Annotated in this window: 13 protein-coding genes; 11 read left to right on the forward strand and 2 right to left on the reverse strand. The window is 63.4% G+C overall.

The genetic code is table 11. The features are described from left to right. The first annotated feature begins 30 nt into the window (after positions 1–30). From QF047_RS21395 to QF047_RS21415, 5 genes are all read left to right on the forward strand, one after another. Entirely contained in the window at positions 31–1,527 is a 1,497-nt protein-coding gene (locus tag QF047_RS21395; protein ID WP_307281275.1) for a bifunctional phosphatase PAP2/diacylglycerol kinase family protein, read from the forward strand. 166 nt (positions 1,528–1,693) lie between these two features. Next, the gene (locus tag QF047_RS21400) at positions 1,694–2,641 is read left to right on the forward strand and encodes an ABC transporter ATP-binding protein (RefSeq protein ID WP_307281278.1); all 948 of its coding nucleotides are present in this window, start codon (positions 1,694–1,696) and stop codon (positions 2,639–2,641) included. A 14-nt stretch (positions 2,642–2,655) separates the two neighbouring features. Further along, positions 2,656–3,543 carry an ABC transporter permease gene (locus tag QF047_RS21405; protein WP_307281281.1) on the forward strand — a complete coding sequence of 296 codons (888 nt, stop codon included), beginning with the start codon at positions 2,656–2,658 and terminating at the stop codon, positions 3,541–3,543. 260 nt (positions 3,544–3,803) lie between these two features. After that, the gene (locus QF047_RS21410) at positions 3,804–5,213 is read left to right on the forward strand and encodes an amino acid permease (RefSeq protein WP_307281284.1); all 1,410 of its coding nucleotides are present in this window, start codon (positions 3,804–3,806) and stop codon (positions 5,211–5,213) included. A 10-nt stretch (positions 5,214–5,223) separates the two neighbouring features. Further along, the gene (locus tag QF047_RS21415) at positions 5,224–6,525 is read left to right on the forward strand and encodes a M18 family aminopeptidase (protein WP_307281286.1); all 1,302 of its coding nucleotides are present in this window, start codon (positions 5,224–5,226) and stop codon (positions 6,523–6,525) included. 13 nt (positions 6,526–6,538) lie between these two features. Here QF047_RS21415 and QF047_RS21420 read toward each other — a convergent pair whose 3' ends face one another. Both QF047_RS21420 and QF047_RS21425 read right to left on the reverse strand, forming a co-directional pair. After that, positions 6,539–7,189: a NeuD/PglB/VioB family sugar acetyltransferase gene (locus QF047_RS21420; RefSeq protein ID WP_307281290.1), complete on the reverse strand. Its 651-nt coding sequence runs from the start codon at positions 7,187–7,189 to the stop codon at positions 6,539–6,541. Between the two features lie 222 nt (positions 7,190–7,411). After that, positions 7,412–10,105 (reverse strand): AAA family ATPase, encoded by a 2,694-nt coding sequence (locus QF047_RS21425; protein ID WP_307281293.1) that lies wholly within the window; start codon positions 10,103–10,105, stop codon positions 7,412–7,414. A 417-nt stretch (positions 10,106–10,522) separates the two neighbouring features. Here QF047_RS21425 and rpsF point away from each other — a divergent pair, with 417 nt between their 5' ends. The 6 genes from rpsF (at position 10,523) to QF047_RS21455 (ending at position 15,422) form a co-directional block, all read left to right on the forward strand. Next, positions 10,523–10,828, forward strand: a complete 306-nt coding sequence (gene rpsF, locus QF047_RS21430; protein WP_015939036.1) for a 30S ribosomal protein S6 — start codon at positions 10,523–10,525, stop codon at positions 10,826–10,828. A gap of 73 nt (positions 10,829–10,901) precedes the next feature. Continuing rightward, entirely contained in the window at positions 10,902–11,480 is a 579-nt protein-coding gene (locus QF047_RS21435) for a single-stranded DNA-binding protein (protein WP_306636831.1), read from the forward strand. Positions 11,481–11,605: 125 nt separating this feature from the next. Then, positions 11,606–11,845 carry a 30S ribosomal protein S18 gene (gene rpsR, locus QF047_RS21440; protein ID WP_003800144.1) on the forward strand — a complete coding sequence of 80 codons (240 nt, stop codon included), beginning with the start codon at positions 11,606–11,608 and terminating at the stop codon, positions 11,843–11,845. Positions 11,846–11,862: 17 nt separating this feature from the next. Beyond that, on the forward strand, positions 11,863–12,315 hold the full coding sequence (rplI, locus tag QF047_RS21445; RefSeq protein WP_306636830.1) for a 50S ribosomal protein L9: 453 nt from the start codon (positions 11,863–11,865) through the stop codon (positions 12,313–12,315). 344 nt (positions 12,316–12,659) lie between these two features. After that, positions 12,660–13,286, forward strand: coding sequence for an FMN reductase (locus QF047_RS21450; RefSeq protein ID WP_307281299.1), 627 nt, complete (start codon positions 12,660–12,662; stop codon positions 13,284–13,286). Between the two features lie 477 nt (positions 13,287–13,763). Continuing rightward, on the forward strand, positions 13,764–15,422 hold the full coding sequence (locus QF047_RS21455; RefSeq protein ID WP_307281302.1) for a DNRLRE domain-containing protein: 1,659 nt from the start codon (positions 13,764–13,766) through the stop codon (positions 15,420–15,422). Positions 15,423–15,495: the final 73 nt, after the last annotated feature.

Consider the following 15,495-nt stretch of genomic DNA (forward strand, 5'->3'; position numbering starts at 1 on the left):
CCGCGTTGCTTCCGGCGGTAGGGTGAGGGCATGCAGAGCAAATGGCGCCAGAGCCATCGATGGATCACCAGCACTGACAGGTACCTGGTCCGGCATGTCTCCCGTTTGCCCGGCGGAAACCATGACGACTTCTTCCGGCGGCTTTCCGCTGCCGCGAACCACGGAAAACTCTGGATGGGTGCGGCAGCCGTCATCGCCACCATTCCGGGCAGGCCCCGCCGCGCCGCCCTTCACGGACTGATCGCGCAGGCAGTGGCTTCCGCTGTGACCAACGGCGTGTTCAAGACGCTGTTGCCCCGCGCCCGCCCGCTGCCGGAACACCTGCCGGTTTTCCGGTTCGTGCATCCGCAACCTAAGAGCTCCTCCATGCCATCGGGGCATTCTGCCTCCGCAATAGCGTTTGCGGTGGGAGTGGGCCTGGTCAAGCCGTCCCTCGGATTTGCGTTGGCCCCGGCGGCACTCGGAGTTGCCTACTCCCGCGTGCACACCGGTGCCCACTGGCCCTCCGATGTGCTTTTCGGTTCGGCCATCGGAGCCGGCGCGGCCCTGGTCACGAGGCGGTGGTGGCCGGTCAGGCCGCCCTTTCCCCCAACAACCCGGAGATGGACGTCAGCACCCGAGTTACCGGAGGGGGACGGACTGAGCATCGTAGTGAACACCCTCGGCGGGTCCTTTAAGGAAGAGACAGCAGACGCCCTCCGGCAAGTATTCCCAAAGGCGTACATAAAGACCGTGGAGCCGGAGGAAGATCTTCTGGCGGCAATCGAGCAGACAGCGCAACAGCCAGGCACCCTCGCCCTCGGGGTGTGGGGCGGCGACGGAACCGTGGGAGCAGCGGCCACGGCCGCCGTCGAGCGTTCCCTCCCCTTGCTGGTGCTGCCCGGCGGAACACTCAACCACTTCGCCCGGGACGCCGGAACCGGCAGCCTGAAGGAGGCACTCGCGGCAGCGTCCAAAGGCGAAGCTGCCCTGGCCGACGTCGGCATTGTCACCGTGGAACGCGGGCTGGCCGGCAAGCCGGAAACTGCGGAAGTGGTTATGCTCAACACCTCGAGCATCGGGCTCTATCCGAACCTCGTGCGGCGCAGGGAACACCTGCAGCCTGCATTGGGGAAACCCCTCGCCGGAGTGGTGGCCATGTTCCGCACCTTCGCGGCCGGCACCCCCACCATCCTGACGGTGGACGGCAGGCGCCACAAGTTGTGGATCGCCTACGTGGGACGCGGCCGCTACTACCCCCGCGACCATGCACCGTTGTTCCGGCCTCTGCTGGACGACGGCATCCTGGATGTCCGCATGATCACGGCAGACGAATCCTTTGCCCGGCTCCGCCTCCTCTGGTCGGTGCTGACCGGCACCGTGGCCACCTCACGCATCACCCATCTGACAGAGGCGACGCGCGTCCGGATCGAAGCAGGCGGGTCACCCATGGCACTGGCCGTGGACGGCGAGGCGGTGGCTGGCGTACGCAGTGTGGAGTACAGCGTACGGCCCCGGGCACTGGCGTATTACTCTCCGCGCCCCTGACCTCGGGCGTTGCAACTGGCGGTCATCCAGGGGGACTACCCCGGTTAACCCCTGAATCATCCCTGAGACCGGCGAATTCGGGCAGGCGGATCGGTAGCGTGGGAAATAGACAACCGTCCGAGCAACATTTCCCGCAGCGCATGCTGCCGTCCGAAGGAAACAATCCATGATTGAGGCAAAAGGCCTGACCAAGGTTTATGGCGGAAAAACCGCTGTGGCCGGGGTCAGCTTTACTGTGCAACCAGGGCTCGTCACAGGCTTCCTGGGGCCGAACGGCGCCGGCAAGTCCACCACCATGCGCATGGTGATGGGACTGGACCGGCCGACGTCGGGCTCCGTCACCGTCAACGGACTGCCTTACGCACACCACAAGGCGCCGCTGCACGAGGTTGGCGCGCTGCTGGATGCCAAAGCCGTCCACACGAGCCGCAGTGCGTACAACCACCTGCTCGCCATGGCCGCCACCCACGGCATTCCAAAAGCCAGGGTCCGGGAAGTTATCGAAATGACCGGGCTTGAGGCTGTGGCCCGCAAGAAGGCCGGCGGGTTCTCCCTGGGCATGGGCCAGCGGCTGGGCATTGCCGCGGCGCTGCTGGGCGACCCCCAGACCCTCATCCTGGACGAACCGGTCAATGGCCTGGACCCGGAAGGTGTGCTGTGGGTCCGGAACCTGGTCCGGCACCTTGCCAACCAGGGCAAAACCATCTTCCTGTCCTCGCACCTGATGAGTGAGATGGCCCAGACGGCGGACCACCTGATCGTTATTGGCCGCGGCCGGATCATCGCCGATGCCCCGGTGAAGGAGATCATCGCCGGAACCCGGCAGGCCAAGACGCTGGTCCGCACGGGCGCCGCACTGCAACTGTCTGCCCTTTTGGCCGGTGACGGGATCAGCGTGCACCAGAGCGAGCCTGAAACCCTGGAAGTGTCAGGGATGGACTCCCGGCAGATCGCGCAGATCGCCCTCGACAACCAGGTGTTGCTCTATGAGCTCACCCCGCAGCTCTCATCACTGGAAGACGCGTACTTCGACCTCACCAAGGACGAAGTGGAATACCACTCACACCTCACCGGCGGGCCTGCCCTGGCCGCCCCGGCAGTGGCAGGAAAGTAAGGACGATGAGCAGCATGACTGAAACCCGTACCGCCCCCACCCGCTCCTCCGCAGGTTCACGCGGCGTGACTTTTGCCGGCGTGCTCCGGTCCGAATGGATCAAGCTGTGGTCCCTGCTGTCCACCCGCATCCTGTTGCTGCTGACGCTGGTTGCCATCATCGGCGTAGGGGCGCTGGCGGTCCTGATCCGCTACACCTACCTGGACGAGATGATCAGCCGGGCCAGGGACCAGGGCCAGACGATGACCCCCGACATGCTGGAAAAGTCCTTTCCCCCGGGCTCCGGTTTCGACCTGTACAACCTGCCGAACGCCGGGCTGCAGATCGGGATCCTGATCCTCGGCTCGCTCGCGGTCCTCTTTATGTCCTCCGAGTACGCCACGGGAATGATCCGTTCCACCATGAACGCCGTCCCGCGGCGCACCCCCGCTTTTGCGGCCAAGGCGATCATCCTCGCGGTCATTTCCTATGTCATCACCACCATTGCCGGTGCGGCCACCTTCCTGATCGCCATGCCGGTGTTCCAGGGCATGGGCTTTGACCTCGACTGGTCCACCGACGGCGTGCTCTACAGCGTCTTCACCGGTGGCCTCTACGTGGCCGGCGTTGCCCTGATCGGCCTGTCCCTGGGAACGCTGCTCCGCAACTCCGCTGGCGGCATCACCCTCCTGGTGGCTATGTTCTTCGTCCTGTCCATCGCCGCGGGCTTTATGAACCTCATCCCCGGCGAGTTCTGGAAGTACGTCCCGCAGTACATTCCCAGCGAAGCCGGCGGACGGTTCCTCTCGATTGGCCACACGGACGGCATCATTGATCCCTGGCACGGCGGCCTGATCTTCCTGGGCTACGTGCTGCTGTTCCTGGTCCCGGCGATGATTGTGCTGAAGAAACGCGACGTATAAAACGAAGCCCTGGGACGGTCGAGGTTTCCGGCACATGACGAATTTGCCTAACAGAAAACTTCTGATGCAGGCAAGGGTAGCTGCCTGGAGCCCCGACCTGTCCCCGATCATCGTTTCTGGTGAAATGCACAAGGCGCCACACCTGGAAGCGGCCTAGGGTAAAACAACGGCGGTGGGATGGATCACATTTCTTCCAGTGGTCACTGCATTCCACATCAAGACCCATGCCCCAGGCGATTTCCCTACAGGACGGCACCTCCATGCATGCTGAGCAGCAACTATCAAAGTCCCTGAAACCCAGGCACCTGTCAATGATCGCCATCGCCGGGGTCATCGGCGCAGGCCTGTTCGTAGGTTCGGGGGCCGCGATCCAGCAGGCCGGCCCGGGCATACTCGTCGCTTACGCAGCAGCCGGGCTGGTGGTCATCCTTGTCATGCGCATGCTGGGAGAGATGGCGGCTGCCAATCCTGAAACCGGCTCTTTCTCGACATATGCGGACAAGGCGCTGGGCCGCTGGGCCGGGTTCAGCATCGGATGGCTCTACGCCTGGTTTTGGATTATTGTCCTCGGCATTGAAGCCACCGCCGGGGCTGCCATTATGCACCGCTGGGTGCCCGGCATCGATCAGTGGGTGTGGGCGCTGCTTCTCATGGTGCTGCTGACGCTGACCAACCTTGGTTCCGTGAAGTCGTACGGTGAGTTCGAATTCTGGTTCGCGTCGATCAAGGTGGCAGCAATTGTCCTCTTCCTGGTGTTCGGTGCCGCCGCAATCCTGGGCCTCGTACCCGGTGTTCCCGCACCTGGCCTGGATAACCTGATCAATAACGGCGGTTTCATGCCCAACGGGCCAGGTGCCGTCCTGGCCGGCATCCTCGTGGTGGTCTTCTCCTTCTTCGGTGCAGAGATAGCCACCATCGCTGCCGGTGAATCCGAAAACCCGGTGGATGCCGTGAAGAAGGCCGTCAAATCCACCGTCTGGCGCATCCTGGTGTTCTACATCGGCTCCATCGCCGTGGTGGTCACCCTGCTGCCCTGGAACTCGGCCTCCGTCGCCAAGAGCCCCTACGTTGCAGTCATCGAACTGTTCGGCATCCCCGGCGCCGGAACCATTATGGACGTCGTCGTCCTGACCTCGGTGCTTTCCTGCCTGAACTCCGGGCTCTACACCGCCAGCCGGATGCTGTTCTCGCTCTCCACCCGAGGGGATGCTCCGCGCTCCTGGACGCGCATCTCGAAGCGGGGGGTCCCTGCGGCAGCCGTGCTTGCCTCCACAGTGGTTGGTTTTGTCACAGTCGGGCTGAACTACGTCGCCCCGGACACGGTTTTCCTGTTCCTGGTCAACACCTCCGGCGCCATCGCACTGTTCGTGTGGCTGGTCATCTCCTCTTCGCAGTTGATCCTGCGCCGCCGGATGGGCGCTGCCGCAAAAGACCTGCAGCTCAAGATGTGGCTTTTCCCGTACCTCACGTGGGCTGCCATCATCAGCATCGTGGCGCTGCTGATCGGCATGGTGATCGTGGAGTCGACCCGCGAATCGCTGTTGCTCTCCCTGGCGCTGGCAGCCGTAGTGGTGGCCGTTGGGGTGCTCCGCTATCGCCGCCAGGGTGCAACGGCCGCCGGCCTGCCGGCCCCGGCACAGCGGACGCCCGTGGAGGAATCCCGGCGCTAGACTCGGGACCATGCCTTCTCTATCCTCCGCCGCAGAGCACATCCAGGACCTTGGCGCCTATGTCAGCGCGTCGCCGTCGAGCTTTCACGCGGTGCATGAAGCGGGGCGGCGGCTGCTGGAGGCCGGCTTTGTCCGGCTTGATGAGCTGGAGCCCTGGGAGGGCGGCGTAGGTTCGTTTTTTGTGATCCGTGATGGCGCGCTGATCGCGTGGGTTGCGCCGGAGGCGGCCGGACCCACTACCGGGTTCAACATCCTGGGGGCGCACACGGATTCGCCCTCTTTTAAACTGAAGCCCAAGCCCACCCTTGGTGCACACGGCTGGCTGCAGGCGGGTGTGGAGGTGTACGGCGGGCCGCTGCTGAATTCGTGGCTGGACCGCGAACTGCAGCTCGCCGGCCGGCTGGTGATGCTGGACGGGACCGAGCACCTGACCGCCACAGGGCCCATGCTGCGCTTCCCGCAACTGGCCATCCACCTGGACCGGGCCGTCAATGACGGCCTGGCCCTGGACAAACAGCGGCACATGAATCCGGTGTGGGGGCTGGGGAATCCCGGCGATTCTGACCTGCTTGCCGTGCTGGCCTCGCATGTGCCGGGCGCCTCCGTGGATCCGTCACTGGTTGGCGGGTACGACGTCGTTATTGCGGACACGCAGGCGCCTGCGGTTTTCGGGGGGAACAGCGAGTTCTTCGCGTCAGGGCGGCTGGACAACCTCTCCGCCACCCATGCGGGGCTGGTGGCACTGATAGCACACGCTTCCCGGGCCGAAGCCGGCGCACCCATCGCCGTGCTGGCTGCTTTTGACCACGAGGAGATTGGCTCCAACTCCCGTTCGGGGGCCTGCGGGCCCATCCTGGAGGATGTGCTGGTGCGCATCTCCGACGGCCTTGGTGCGTCGGCAAGCCAGCGGCGGCAGGCGCTGGCGGCGTCGTTCTGCGTTTCCGCCGACGCCGGGCACGCGGTCCATCCCAACTACGCCGAGCGGCACGACCCCGTCAACCACCCGGTGCTCAACGGCGGCCCGCTGCTCAAAATCAACGCGAACCAGCGCTACGCCACGGACGCGGCCGGCGCGGCTTTGTGGGCGCGCCTGTGTGCGGAGTCGGATGTGCCGTACCAGGAGTTCGTGTCGAACAACGCGATCCCGTGCGGCTCGACGATTGGTCCGCTGACCGCCACGCGCCTGGGGATCCGGACCGTGGACGTCGGGGTTCCGCTGCTTTCGATGCACTCCGCGCGGGAGCTGTGCGGTGTGGAGGATCCGCGGCGGCTGGCTGCCGTCACGGAACTGTTTTACGGGACACCGGTGTAGGGAATCGGCAGTTTCACCTACCGGCGCCGAACGTGAAGGCCGGCCGATCAATTTCCTGGGCCGGAACACCAACCCACGTTTCGCCGTTGGGTACATTACTGAGAACGGCTGCACCCATGCCGACTGTCGTATAGTCGCCCACCAATGTCCTTTCCCGGACGCAGGAGTTCATGCCGAGGGAGGCTGCCCGGCCGATTCGGACTGCGCCGCCAAGCGAGACACCTGCAGCGAATGAAGCAAAATCTGCTACGTCGTCGTCATGGGTGAACGTGACTGACGGCATCGCCACCACGTGCGAACCTAAAGTCACTGAGGCAGTCAACGTCACGTTCCGCAGCAGGATGCTTCCCCGCCCGATCCGGCACCCCTCGGGGTATTGCACGGAGGGATCGACAGCTGTGGCGTAACGCGAGTTCTGAATGCCCATTGCGGTCAGCCTCTCCACAATCGATTCACGTGCCCTGCCGGAAGCAAGGCACACCAGCAGGAGAGCGTGGGTGTAATAAGGGGCGTCGTCGATGCTGCCCAGGACGGGTGCGCCGTCCACGCTGACCCCGTTTATTTCCTCATCGTCGTCCAGCAAACCCGCAACGTCGTACTGTCCGCTGGCGCGGACCATGGCCAGGACCTCGCGTGCGAGGCCGCTGGCGGCGATGAGGATCAAACTCGCTCATCTGCCAGTCCCCCATGCTGCGCCTCGGCCATGGGAAGAGCTGTCCGTCTCGGCCATGCAGTCTCCTTCCCGGCGTGTCCGCCTGTGTGCTCTGACCGTGAAGCAAAACTAGCTTCACAAGAAGCCGTTGTGAGGCGGTGGAGAACGGCTTTGTGGGTCCTTGGAGGGAACTGTGCGGATACTGCGGGTACCTGCAAGGCAGGGACTCGGCGCCTAAAGTACGGGCAGCACGTATGGCTCGGCAGCCTTGTTTTCCTTGCCGGCGGCGAGGGCAGTCAGCTGGGCGCGCGACTCAACCCCAAGCTTGCGGTAGATGGCTGTGAGCCGCACCTCTACCGTCCGTACTGACACGTAAAGCGTGGCTGCAATCTCCTTATTGCGCATTCCCCGCGCCACCATCTTCGCGAGGGCTCGTTCGTGGCCGGCGAGCATCAGCATTGCCGGGTTGCCCTGTGGACCGGCAGGTTCCACCCGTTCGTCCACCAGGAGGGCATCGACGTGCTGCGTCCATGCGTCGGCGCCCACCTCATCGAACATCACCTTCGCCCGCAGCATGGCGTCGCGGGCATCACGGACCCGGCCGAACGCATTGAGCCGCTCCGCATAGCAGAGGAGGGTGCGGGCGCGTTCCAGAACGGATTCGTGGGCAGTTGTGCCTTCCAGAGCCTGGCTGAAAAGCTGGAGTGACTGGTCGCCGTCGGCCAGCATTGCCCGGCTCCGGGCAACAGCCATCATGAGCCAGGGGGACCTCAGCCCCACCGACCGGCTCTCCAGGTGGAAGAGCGACTGGGTAGCTTCCCGATGCCGACCCAGCCTCACCAGGACCTCCACGAGGTCCCCCTCGCATCGAAGCAGCGTGGGGTTTCCGAACTCCATCCCGAGCTCTGCCGCGCGCGTCAGTTGGGCAAGCGACTCAGCAAGGTTGCCCCGCATGAGTTCGAAGTGGCCCTGGGTAGCTGCAAGCCGGGCAGCGATGGACCGATGGGTTTCTGCGCCATAGAAGCGCTGCGCGTCCGCCACACAGGCCCGTGCCAATGCGTGGTCACCGAGGGCATACGCCCGCCATACGCGGAAGACGTGCCGCATTCCGCGGTGGTACTTCATCTCAGGTTCGTTGAGCTCAAGGTCTTCAATGAGCTTTACCGCAGTCCGGACATTGCCGGCCCGGATCTCGTTATCCACGGCCAGGAAAGCTGCGGTTTCACGCCAGTTGATATTGCCGGGTCCTGCTGCGTTCCGCATCATGGCGAAAGCCTCCCGGGCGGGCCCATGATGCTCTGCGTAGCTGAGGGCACGGGCATGCACCAGAAGACCCGCCATCTTGGCAGGTCCGGCAAAATCGTTCTTGCGGCGGAGGTTCTCCGCCTTACCGGTGATCGAGTCAATGAGCAGCCGGGCATGGTCAGCCTTGGTCAGGCCCTGGGATGACGCCGGGTGCCGGAAATCCTCCGCGCATCGCAGGAGCGCGAGAGCATCCTTCAGCTCCCAGCGCTCGGCAAAGTACAAGGCCCCAACTGCCAGCAGATTTGCTGCGTACGCCGGGTCATGCTGTCCGGACTCTTTCACCAGCCGCAGCACCATGCTGGCCCGCGCCGCACCGCCCTGGAGGAACTCGACTTCGAAGGAGAGACCCGCCAGCCGGAGTATCAGCGCAGGGTCCCGCGCCACCTGCCGTGCCCAGCCGAGGTAGCGCCGCGCGAAAACGAACTCGCCACGGTTGAACAGGAGCTCGGCCACGGTAGTCAGGCCTGCCGCCATCTCCGCTTCCCTTGGACTGATCGTGAGGGCACGCTCAATGCATTCGACCGCGAAAGACACCTCTCCGTCCCGGATCAGGTCCATGGCGTACCGGAGGAGGCCAAAGGGGGTCTTAGGTTCAAGCGCCGTGAAGCTTCGATGCCACCTCCGGGCAAAAGGATCCGCAGGGTCAGCCGCGTCGCCCAGTGCGCGGTGGCCTGCGGTTCTGGCGGCTGGTGTCATCGCTGCGAAGACATGGCCGCGCAGCAACTGGTTGCGGATGCGCAGGTACGGCCCAGTCCGGCTCACCAAGCCGCAGACCAGGAGTTCGTCCGCAGCCGTCCAGATATCGGTGTGAACCTTTTCGAGGGTAGCTATGTCACTCCGGAAGGAGAGCGACAAGAGGTCAAGGGCCGCGCGTGCAGCGGGCGTGAGCCCGCCCAGGGTGGCGGCAAATTCGGCTTCGAAGCTGCCCCCGGAGGGCAACGGAACCGGGAGGGCGTACTTTCCCTCCGCCTGGCGTTCGACCAGGGCGGTGTAGAGTTCGACGGCGGCCAGCGGGTTCCCCTGCGAGGCTGCGGCAACTGCATGGACTGCCGCCGTCGCGGTATGGCGTGCCGGTATGGACTCCAGCATGCGGACGGTCTCGCTGTAGCCCAGTGCTGCCAGTTGCAGCACGGGCAGGCTTGAGAGCGGGCTGTCCGCCGTGCCTTCACGGAGGCTGGCGAAGACGACGAGGTCCGTCCCCGCGAGGCGCCGGGAAAGGAAGCCGATAATGGCCTGGCTGTCCGGGTCCAACTGGTCGGCGTCGTCGATCACCACAATGGTGCGGGACGATGAGCGCTGATGCAGCGCGTCGAGCAGCACGGTTGAAAAGGCGGCCACATTGAGGGAGCCGGAATGGTCCTGAAGAAGTTCATCGGCGATCCGGTTGACCGCCGGATCGTCCAAGCCGTTCAGGAGGGCCGTAAGCCCGGACAGGGGCCAGTCCGATTCCGAAGCGCTGGCCCTCAGGAACACCGTGCGGTAATCCGAGAGCCGCGGGATCTCGCCCAAAAGCGCTGACTTTCCAGCCCCACGTGCACCCACGACGGCGAGGGCTGCTTCCTTGGGGCCCCTGATCACGGACAGGATCCGGTCGAGTTCCTTGCTTCTGCCAAATAATGACATGGGTCCCCGTCCGTAGAAGAAGGAGACCACTTTCCTGCATTTCAGTTCCACCAAGGCCGTCCGCCTACAGCGTCAAGCCCCTACCCAGCCGTGGAGTCAATATAGCCCACGGCTGTGGGCGGCAATACGGGCCCAGACGCTGGATTCCATCAAGATTTTTCCTGAACGCTGTGCAGCTGCCGTGCCGAGCCGTTGCCGGTTTTCCACATAGCCGGTTCTGTTCTGCCGCCGGCGCGACCACGGGCATAGCCTTGGAGTCAAGACGAATCGCCTATCCAGTCCAAATGCACTAAGATATTGAAGTCTGTGCTGCGTCCTGCTTCCGTTCCTGGCGGCGGGGCATCGCATGGCACCGCAAATGAACCTCCTGTTACGGAAATGCCGTAACCGCTTAGCCCAAAGGAGGTGGGTTCACATATGCGTCCTTACGAATTGATGGTAATCATCGACCCCGAGGTCGAAGAGCGTACCGTTGAGCCGTCGCTTCAGAAGTTCCTGAACGTCATCACCAACGATGGTGGAACCATCGAAAAGGTTGACATCTGGGGCCGTCGCCGGCTGGCTTACGACATCAAGAAGAAGTCCGAAGGTATCTACGCCGTGGTGAACTTCACCGCCAAGCCGGAAACCGCCAAGGAACTTGACCGCCAGCTGTCTCTTAACGAGACCATCATGCGCACCAAGATCACCCGCCCCGAAGAGCAGAAGGTTGTTGCTGAGTAATTCAGCACCGGTTTTCATTCTTTACCCCGCAGGAAACGAACTCTTCACCCAGGATCGAACAAGGAGGCAGTAGATGGCAGGCGAGACCACCATTACGGTCATCGGTAACCTCACCAATGACCCGGAATTGCGGTTCACACCGTCCGGTTCAGCAGTAGCGAACTTCACCATCGCTTCCACCCCCCGCACCTTTGATCGCCAGTCCAACGAGTGGAAGGACGGGGAAACCCTGTTCCTTCGCGCGGCTGTATGGCGTGAAGCGGCCGAGAACGTCGCCGAGTCCCTCACCAAGGGCATGCGCGTAATCGTTACCGGGCGCCTGAAGAGCCGTTCCTACGAAACCAAAGAAGGCGAGAAGCGCACCGTTATCGAGCTTGAGGTCGACGAAATCGGCCCGAGCCTGCGCTACGCCAATGCCAAGGTCAACCGCACCCAGCGCTCCGGCGGACAGGGTGGACAAGGTGGCTTCGGCGGCGGCAACAGCGGCGGTGGCTTCGGCGGCGGCAACTCTGGTGGAAACCAGGGTGGCAACGCCGGCGGAGGCTGGGGTGGCGGCAACCAGCAGGCTGCACAGGACGATCCCTGGGCTACGCCCGGTGTCTCCAACGCGGGCGGCTGGGGCAACGGCCCTGATTCCGAACCTCCCTTCTAACAACCAATAAAGGCCCGACGCCGGGACTGCCCAAAGCGCCGTAAGGCGCAGGGCGGAAGCCGCCGCCGGACCACCACCATCCCGTGGATCAATATCCACGGGCTCCCTAGAATAGGAGCTCCACGATGGCTAAGGCTGAACTCCGTAAGCCCAAACCAAAGTCCAACCCCTTGAAGGCCGCTGACATCACTGTCATCGACTACAAGGACGTAGCATTGCTGCGCAAGTTCATCTCCGACCGCGGCAAGATCCGCGCCCGTCGCGTCACTGGCGTCACGGTGCAGGAACAGCGCAAGATCGCACAGGCAATCAAGAACGCCCGCGAAGTTGCCCTGCTGCCTTACTCCGGCGCTGGCCGCGGCTAAGGAAGGGATTAACTAACATGGCAAAGCTCATTCTGACCCACGAAGTAACCGGTCTCGGTGCTGCTGGCGACGTTGTTGAGGTCAAGGACGGTTACGCACGTAACTACCTGCTCCCCCGCAACTTCGCCCTGTCCTGGTCGAAGGGTGGCGAGAAGCAGGTTGAGTCCATCAAGGCTGCCCGTGCCGCCCGCGAGCACGCTTCCCTGGAAGACGCTCAGAAGCAGGCTGCTGCACTCTCCGCCAAGCCGGTCAAGCTCGTTGTCAAGGCTGGCGAGACCGGACGCCTGTTCGGCACCGTCAAGCAGGGCGACGTTGCTGACGCTGTTGAGGCCGCTGGCCTTGGCCGCATCGACAAGCGCAAGGTTGAACTGCCGGCGCACATCAAGTCGGTTGGTTCCTACCAGGCCAACGTCCGTCTGCACGACGACGTTGCTGCTGTGATCGAACTCGACGTAGTGGCAAGCAAGTAGTTTCTGACTGCACGAAAGACCCCCGTTGCCGGATTCCGGCGGCGGGGGTCTTTCGTTTGCCCGGACGACGTTGAGTCAGGGGCTGTGGCGTTCCGCCATGATTGGCGTCATCGGCCCGCACGCACCAGATCCGGACGCTGGCTACGAGGTCCCCACCTTTGTCCCCGGCGGTGCCATGACGGAGGACCCGGTGACCGGAAGGGAATCCGCGGCACAGCCCAGCTGTAAAAAGCGCCTGCATTCATTCAGTAAAGCCGGCCGGGAATACTCCGGCGCGCGGCCCCGTTCAGGATATAGATGCATATGCATGTACGATGGAATGAACGAGCAACAGGAGAAACGCCATGGAAACCCGCCGCATCACAGTCCTCTCCGCCGGACTTGGCGTACCGTCGTCGAGCCGACTGTTGGCTGACCAGCTTGCAGCGTCAGCCGAGCGGCAGCTCCGCGCGGCAGGTTACGACGTGACGGTGGACACCGTCGAACTCCGGGATCTCGCCGTGGACATCGCCAACAACTTCGTGACCGGGTACGCCGGACCCCGGCTGGCAGAGGTGATTGCCGGCGTTGAAGCATCCGATGGCATCATCGCCGTGAGCCCTGTGTTCAGCGCGTCCTACAGTGGCCTGTTCAAGTCCTTCATTGACGTCCTGGACCCCAAGTCCCTGGACGGAAAAGCGGTCCTTCTCGGGGCCACCGGCGGCTCGGACCGCCACCAGATGGTCCTCGACTTTGCCATGCGCCCGCTGTTCAACTACCTGCGTACCCGGACGGCCGTTACGGGGGTCTTCGCCGGCCCGCAAGACTGGGGAAGCACTGAAGATGGCCGTTTCTCCCTTGCCGGCCGGATCGACCGCGCTGCCGGGGAGTTCACCCGGCTGCTGGAGGGACCCCAGCCCGGCCGTAAGCCCGCTCCGATGGAGTCCCTGCCCTTCGAGCAACTGCTGGCCGACATCTCCGGGAACGGCTGAGGGTAGCCGCAGGGCCCGGAGAAACCGCTGTTTTGATGTGTCGACGGAGGGTTGTTTCCGCCGCGATCTGCCCCGGGGCAGCAATAAATGGGGGTTTAGGGGCATCACAAATAGGGGGGACCCGGGGGTTGTTTTTGAATGCCCTGCCCGCTGACACTAAACGAACTGGGGAGTGGCTCTGACATTCAACTCCGGGGAGTAAAGTTGTTAAATTATCCGTTTTTACACAATGGCGAGCGTGATACAGGCCCCAGGAGTTCCTGGCTTTTTGTAAGGCGGGGAGTTGATCACCCAACCGGTCCTCATCCACGCAGGTGGCCGAATCTTCGGCTCCATGCACTGCTGACTGCGCTGCTGGTTGCCCTGGCTGCCCTGGTGGCGCCGGTTGCGACGGCGGCTACCGGTGATGTTGGAGTAGAGGGTCCGTCGCATTCAGGGACAGGGACACCGACGGGCACAAAACGGGCGATCAGCGCCTTGTGGTTCAACGACGGGATCTGGTGGGGGAGTTTGTGGGACACTGCCAGTTCGGATTTCCATGTCTTCAAGTTCAATGGCACCACGAGCTCGTGGGCCGATACCGGCGTGGTGACGGAGACGCGGGCCAGCAGCCATCAGGACGTCCTGTGGGACGGGAACACGCTGTATGTGGCCAGCTACCGGTTCGTCAATGACGGACTGCCGTCTGAGCCGAATTTCCCGACAACGATGCGGCGCTACAGCTATGACCCGGTTGCAAAGAAATACACGCTGCTGGGTTCTGAAACAATTAACAACCAAAAGGTTGAGGTACTGACCATCGATAAGGACTCGACCGGTCGAGTATGGGCCACGTGGCAGCAGGGAAACCGTATCTTCATGAACGCCACTGCCACGGATGGCAAGACGTGGGGGACACCGTTTGCGCATCCGGCGTCCTTGAGCAACGTGTCTGTGGACGACACGTCGGCTGTGATTGCGTTCGACGGGAAGATGGGCGTGATGTGGAGCCGGCAGGTGGGTGATGCTACCGACGGCATGTATTGGAGCTACCACGTTGACGGAGCCGTGAACAACGCCTGGACCACTCCTGTGGCGGCCGTGAAGGGGCAGCGCAGCGCTGATGACCACATGAACTTGAAGTGGCTGGACACAACGACGAGTGGAAAGGTTTTCGCCGCTGTCAAAACGTCGAACACGTCAGCATCCCTGCCGCTGATCCAACTGTTGGCCCTGGATACGGCGGCCGCATCGTGGTCGGCCCACACGATAGCGACTGTGGCGGAGTGCCCGAACCGGGTGATCGTCTTGATCGACGAGGCCGCCCAGCAGATCCGTACCTTCGCCACCTACCCGAAACCCGGTAGCACCACGAATGCTGGTGTCTGCACCAGTTCGGGGGGTGCGATCTACGAGAAGTCAACGCCGCTGAACAACATCAACTTCACTACAACGAAGACGGCTCGCATCGTGGACGCCGACCAGTACGTCCACAACGTGACCTCGACCAAGCAGAATCTCAACAGTAATACGTCGCGCACGGCCAACAGCGGCCTGCTGGTGCTCGCCGATGTGAACGCCACGAGCCGGTACTGGCACTATTACGACTCCACGGGCGGTGCTGGCGGTACCACGCCTCCCCCGACTGGCACTACCACGCCTCCCCCGACTGGCGGCACGTCGCAGACCGTCACAGTCCCGGCCAGCGCTGACACCTACGTGTCAAGCGGGGCGACGGCGACGAACTTTGGCGCGAGCACCACGCTGGGCGTGGATGCCAGTTCGGTGGAGAACACGTACCTGAAGTTCGACCTGTCGGCCTATGCGGGCAGAACGCTGCAGAGTGCGGCGCTGCGGTTGGGCAGCGGTGGGAATTCATCGACCGGTAAGCAAAATATCAAACTGGTCGCAGATGACACCTGGACCGAGAGCGGGATCACGTACAACAACCGCCCGGCACTCGGCACCAGCATCGGCACGCTCGGCCCCACAGCGATCAACACGAGCTACGACGTTCCCCTGACGGTCGGGGGCGTGGCCAGCGAGCTCGGCCAGCAGCTCTCGCTGGGTATGGACTCCAGCAGCAGCGACGGCCTGGACCTCAACTCCAAGGAGGTTATCGGGAAAGCACCCACGCTGGTGCTCACCTTCGGTTAGGTCCGGCAGAAGCGACTGAGGTGGCCGGGACTGTATCCGTAAGGATGCCGTCCCGGCCACCTTCTGCGTGCTG

It is taken from the genome of Arthrobacter sp. W4I7, from assembly GCF_030816215.1.
Taxonomy (GTDB): Bacteria; Actinomycetota; Actinomycetes; order Actinomycetales; family Micrococcaceae; genus Arthrobacter; species Arthrobacter siccitolerans_A.

Bases quoted from the DNA above. Each gene is read 5' to 3' on its own strand.
- QF047_RS21395 (WP_307281275.1), top strand. From the start codon at position 31: ATGCAGAGCAAATGGCGCCAGAGCCATCGATGGATCACCAGCACTGAC.
- QF047_RS21400 (WP_307281278.1), top strand. From the start codon at position 1,694: ATGATTGAGGCAAAAGGCCTGACCAAGGTTTATGGCGGAAAAACCGCT.
- QF047_RS21405 (WP_307281281.1), top strand. From the start codon at position 2,656: ATGACTGAAACCCGTACCGCCCCCACCCGCTCCTCCGCAGGTTCACGC.
- QF047_RS21410 (WP_307281284.1), top strand. From the start codon at position 3,804: ATGCATGCTGAGCAGCAACTATCAAAGTCCCTGAAACCCAGGCACCTG.
- QF047_RS21415 (WP_307281286.1), top strand. From the start codon at position 5,224: ATGCCTTCTCTATCCTCCGCCGCAGAGCACATCCAGGACCTTGGCGCC.
- QF047_RS21425 (WP_307281293.1), bottom strand. From the start codon at position 10,105: ATGTCATTATTTGGCAGAAGCAAGGAACTCGACCGGATCCTGTCCGTG.
- rpsF (WP_015939036.1), top strand. From the start codon at position 10,523: ATGCGTCCTTACGAATTGATGGTAATCATCGACCCCGAGGTCGAAGAG.
- QF047_RS21435 (WP_306636831.1), top strand. From the start codon at position 10,902: ATGGCAGGCGAGACCACCATTACGGTCATCGGTAACCTCACCAATGAC.
- rpsR (WP_003800144.1), top strand. From the start codon at position 11,606: ATGGCTAAGGCTGAACTCCGTAAGCCCAAACCAAAGTCCAACCCCTTG.
- rplI (WP_306636830.1), top strand. From the start codon at position 11,863: ATGGCAAAGCTCATTCTGACCCACGAAGTAACCGGTCTCGGTGCTGCT.
- QF047_RS21450 (WP_307281299.1), top strand. From the start codon at position 12,660: ATGGAAACCCGCCGCATCACAGTCCTCTCCGCCGGACTTGGCGTACCG.